The organism is Deltaproteobacteria bacterium, assembly GCA_005879535.1.
In the GTDB taxonomy this organism is placed as follows: domain Bacteria; phylum Myxococcota; class Myxococcia; order Myxococcales; family 40CM-4-68-19; genus 40CM-4-68-19.
This window is the reverse complement of sequence record VBKI01000112.1, coordinates 1-3,775: the sequence shown is the minus strand read 5'-3', so window position 1 is coordinate 3,775 and position 3,775 is coordinate 1. Positions and strand designations below refer to the sequence as shown.

At 70.9% G+C, this 3,775-nt stretch carries 1 protein-coding gene; it reads right to left on the bottom strand.

Going from position 1 to position 3,775, the window contains the following annotated elements:
* Positions 1-2,269: 2,269 nt before the first annotated feature.
* On the bottom strand, positions 2,270-3,775 hold a 1,506-nt coding region (locus tag E6J58_24175; GenBank protein TMB31679.1), incomplete at its 5' end, for a hypothetical protein.

Sequence of the window (3,775 nt, the reverse complement as noted above, 5' to 3'; positions counted from 1 at the left end):
CTCGCCGAGACGACACGCGTGGTCGACAAGCTGGTGCCGCTCATCGAGCAATGGCTCGAATACGAGAAGAAGGAGCGCGCACGGCGTCCGCGCGGCCCTATCTGCGAGGCGCCCCGCTGCCGCGATACCATCACCACTCTCCACGCAGTTCCGGGTGCCACTCCCGACGATCCGCAAGCTCTCATCTCACTCTGCGACGGCCATCTCTGCGCTGTGCGCAGCGGCGGCGTACGCGTGATAGCCCACAGCGACGACACTTTGACGTGGCAGTTCTGTCCGGTGGGAGTAGCGCCGGTGCAATTGATCGTGCGGCGGAAACGAGGCCGGCGAGTCGGCAGCGGTATGTCAGAGGGGCGCGGTACACGACGATCATGAGCCTCGAGTACGCCACTCCCGCCGGATACCCGGACGCCGATTCCGCGCTAGTGGCGGCGCTCGAAGCGCCCATGGCCGAAGAGCGGCGCGACGTGGGGCGCAGCGAGGCCGGCGTACTTCTCGATGGGGTGCTCGCGACGCGGGCGCGGCGGAAGGCGGCGTACGACGTCGCCATCGGCGAATACCTCGCCGCGATGAGCGTGGGCGCCCGGACCCTCACGTTCGGATACGTCAGCATCGGCGACTACGCGCGGGAGCGCCTCGGGCTCAATGCGCGGACGGCGCAGAAGCAGGCGAAGCTCGCTCGCGACCTACGGGAGCGGCCCGCGCTGCGGGAAGCCGTGTGGTCAGGCGAGGTGAGTCCCTGCAAGGCACGGATCGTGATGTCGCTCGCCCGGGGAGATGCCGAAGCGAGCTGGGTCGAGCGGGCGAAGACCGACACCGCGCGCGGTCTGGCCGCGGCGGTGAAGAGCCTTACGGGAAAGACGGCGGACGAGGAGGAGGAGCCCTGGGAGCTTCTGTCGATCCCGGTCCCCCCGGAAGCACGCCCGATGGTCGAAGAGGCGATGAAAGTGGCCGGAAAACAGGTCGGGCACACCGCGCCGCGCTGGGATCGACTCGACGCGATCTTTCAGGAGTTCCTCGGCACTTACGGCGGCGTCGAAGGGGCCGAAGAGAGCGACGGGAACTTCCTGCATTGGCCGCTGCCGCCGCCGGACGACTCGGTCGAGCGTCTCGAGGAAGACCTGGAGAACGAGACGAAGCGCTGGGTGTACCTCGACGAGGTGCAGCCCGTCGTCGCTCCGCACGTCGCGGACGAGACCAACCCGTGGCGGATCGACGCCGAGTTGCGGCGGCTCGTGGCGGAGCGCAACCGCTGCGACGAGGAGCTCGGCAGGGTCGCGAGCGTCTTCAGCAGCCTCGGGCTCTGGCGCGACGCGCAGTTCGCCTCGTTCCGACAGTACTGCAAGGAGCGCCTGGGCATGGGGGTGCGCACGGTCCAGCAGCGCATCGCGCTGGAGCGCAGGCTGGTGATGCTCCCGGAGCTGCGGCAGGCGATGCGCAGCGGCCGTATCTCGTACGAGAAGGCGAGGCTGATCGCCTGGAAGGCCACCGGCACCACCGTCAAGGACTGGATCGAGCGTGCGGCGGGGAAGACGTGCATCTCGCTGCGCCGGGAGATCGAGGGCGAGGAGGAAGCGCAGATGTGGACGCGGGGCTGGCTGGAGATTCCGGTCCCGCGGCACACCATCGAGCTGTTCGCGGACGTCTGCAAGGCGGCCCGCGCCCTCGCGCGCAAACCGCTGACCTCCCGAGAGTGCTTCCTCTGGTCGGTGTACCAGTTCCTGGAGACGTGGAAATGCGAGGCAAAGGAGCGGAATACGCTGCGGAACCGGGTGATGAAGCGCGATCTGGGCTACTGCCAGGCCCCGGGATGTAGCCGCCGGGCGGCGCACGTCCACCATGTCGAGTTCCGCTCGCATGGCGGTGCGGACAGCATGGAGAACGAGATCGCGCTCTGCGCCGCTCACCACCTTGTCGCGATCCACGAGGGCTACATGCGCGTGACCGGCAAGGCACCCGACGGACTCGTGTGGGAGATCGGCCTGAAGCCGCCTCGGCCCGAGGATCTGCCGGCCCGGCCCCAGAGATCGCGGCGCGACCATGTTCCCGGCACCGCCATGGCAGCCGTTCAATGCGATCCAGTCCCGCGTCGACGGCGCGGCCTTTTGCGGCCGCTCGTCGGCTCGGCGACGGGCCGCTCACCGAGCGCGGTTGCGGACCTTTGCATCTCCGCGGAGAGCTCCCGGCTGCGAGCTGGGAGTGTGCAGCGATGGAAGCTTCTGCCCCACGTGGACGCCGGCCCAGCGCTCGACCAGGATGCAAGGGCGGATCAGCGACAGGCGGTGCGTGCCGCGGAGAGGTCCAGGTCCTTGATCAAGGTGTCGAAGTTGCGGGAGTTCCCGGCGGCGCAGATCTCGGTGCGGAGGGAGGCGTCGTACTCGATGTGGAACACCGGCTTTCCCGCGCGGATGAACGGGAGGAGCAGGTCGCACTCCGAGTAGACCACGCACTCCTCGTTCACCGCGAACTCGAAGCTGGCCACCAGCTCGGCGACCTGCTCCACGTCGTTCTTGAGCCCTGCCGCCAGACCGCGGGCGTGCGCGGCCGCGGCGAGGAAGCGGTTGTAGTCGAGCTGGTCCGCGGCGGTGAGGGAGAAGCCGGTGCTGTTGGTGTAGCCGTCCACGTTGTCGGGGTCGACCCCGGTGCACCCCTTCTGGACGGCGAGGTCGAGGCGGTGCTTCATGATGTCGCGGACGGTGGCGTTGCGGATGTCGAGCCAGCGCTCCCCGGGCCAGCCGTTGCTGCGGCCCAGCGCCGAGGCCGGGAACTGGTTGGCGTCGGGGCGCCAGTCCTCGTAGCTGCCGGCGCTGAAGTAGCAGATCACGTCGCGCCCCTGCGCCTTCAAGCCGGCGATCTGGGAGGCGCTCACGTCGAGGAGGTCGAGGTCGTACATCGCCACCTCGTAGCGGGTGTCGAGCGCGCCGGTGAGCTGGATCTGCCAGCTCGTGCCCGGGGCGGGCGACCAGATCCCGCCGCCCGCGTCCGGGGCCCCGGCATCGGCGGCGGCTCCGGCATCCGCGATCGGGCCGGCATCGGCATCGGCGATCGGACCGGCGTCGGCATCCGCGATCGGGCCGGCGTCGGCATCCGCGATCGGGCCGGCGTCCGGGGGGCCACCGGCGTCCGCCGCGGGACCGCCGTCCCCGGCCCCGCCGTCGGGGGCGGCCAGGGTGGCGACGATCACCAGCTCGTCGAGGAGCGAGGCGTCCCGGGTGTTCCCGGCGTGGTAGCGGAGGCGGAGGGATCCGCCCGAGAGGAAGCGCTGCGGCGGGCCGGGCACCGGGAGGACCGCGGCGCTCCAGACCCAGTCCTGGGCGAAGCCGTTGTCCGCCACCAGCACCCAGGCGCCGGCGGCGGCGTCCCACAGCTCGAAGAACCAGGGGACGTAGCTGCGGAGTGACCCGCGGTAGTTCACCTGCACCGCCAGCCCGGCGATCTCCGCGGGGTCGAGCGCGGTGGGGAAGGTGAACGTGGCGTCGCTACCCCCGGACAGCTCGACGTACTGTGTCCATACGTCCTGGGTCCCGCTGAGCTCGCGCCGGGCGAGGGTGGACACCGACTGCCCTTGGCCGATCGTCCCCGCGGCCAGGGTGACATCGGTGCAGGTGATCACCGCGTTTCCCGCCGTGCCCGGGGCGGGCGACCAGATCCCGCCGCCCGCGTCCGGGGCCCCGGCGTCGGCGCCCGCTCCGGCATCCGTGATCGGGCCGGCGTCCGGGGGGCCACCGGCGTCCGCCGCGGGGCCGCCGTCCCCGGCCCCGCCGTCGGGGGCGGC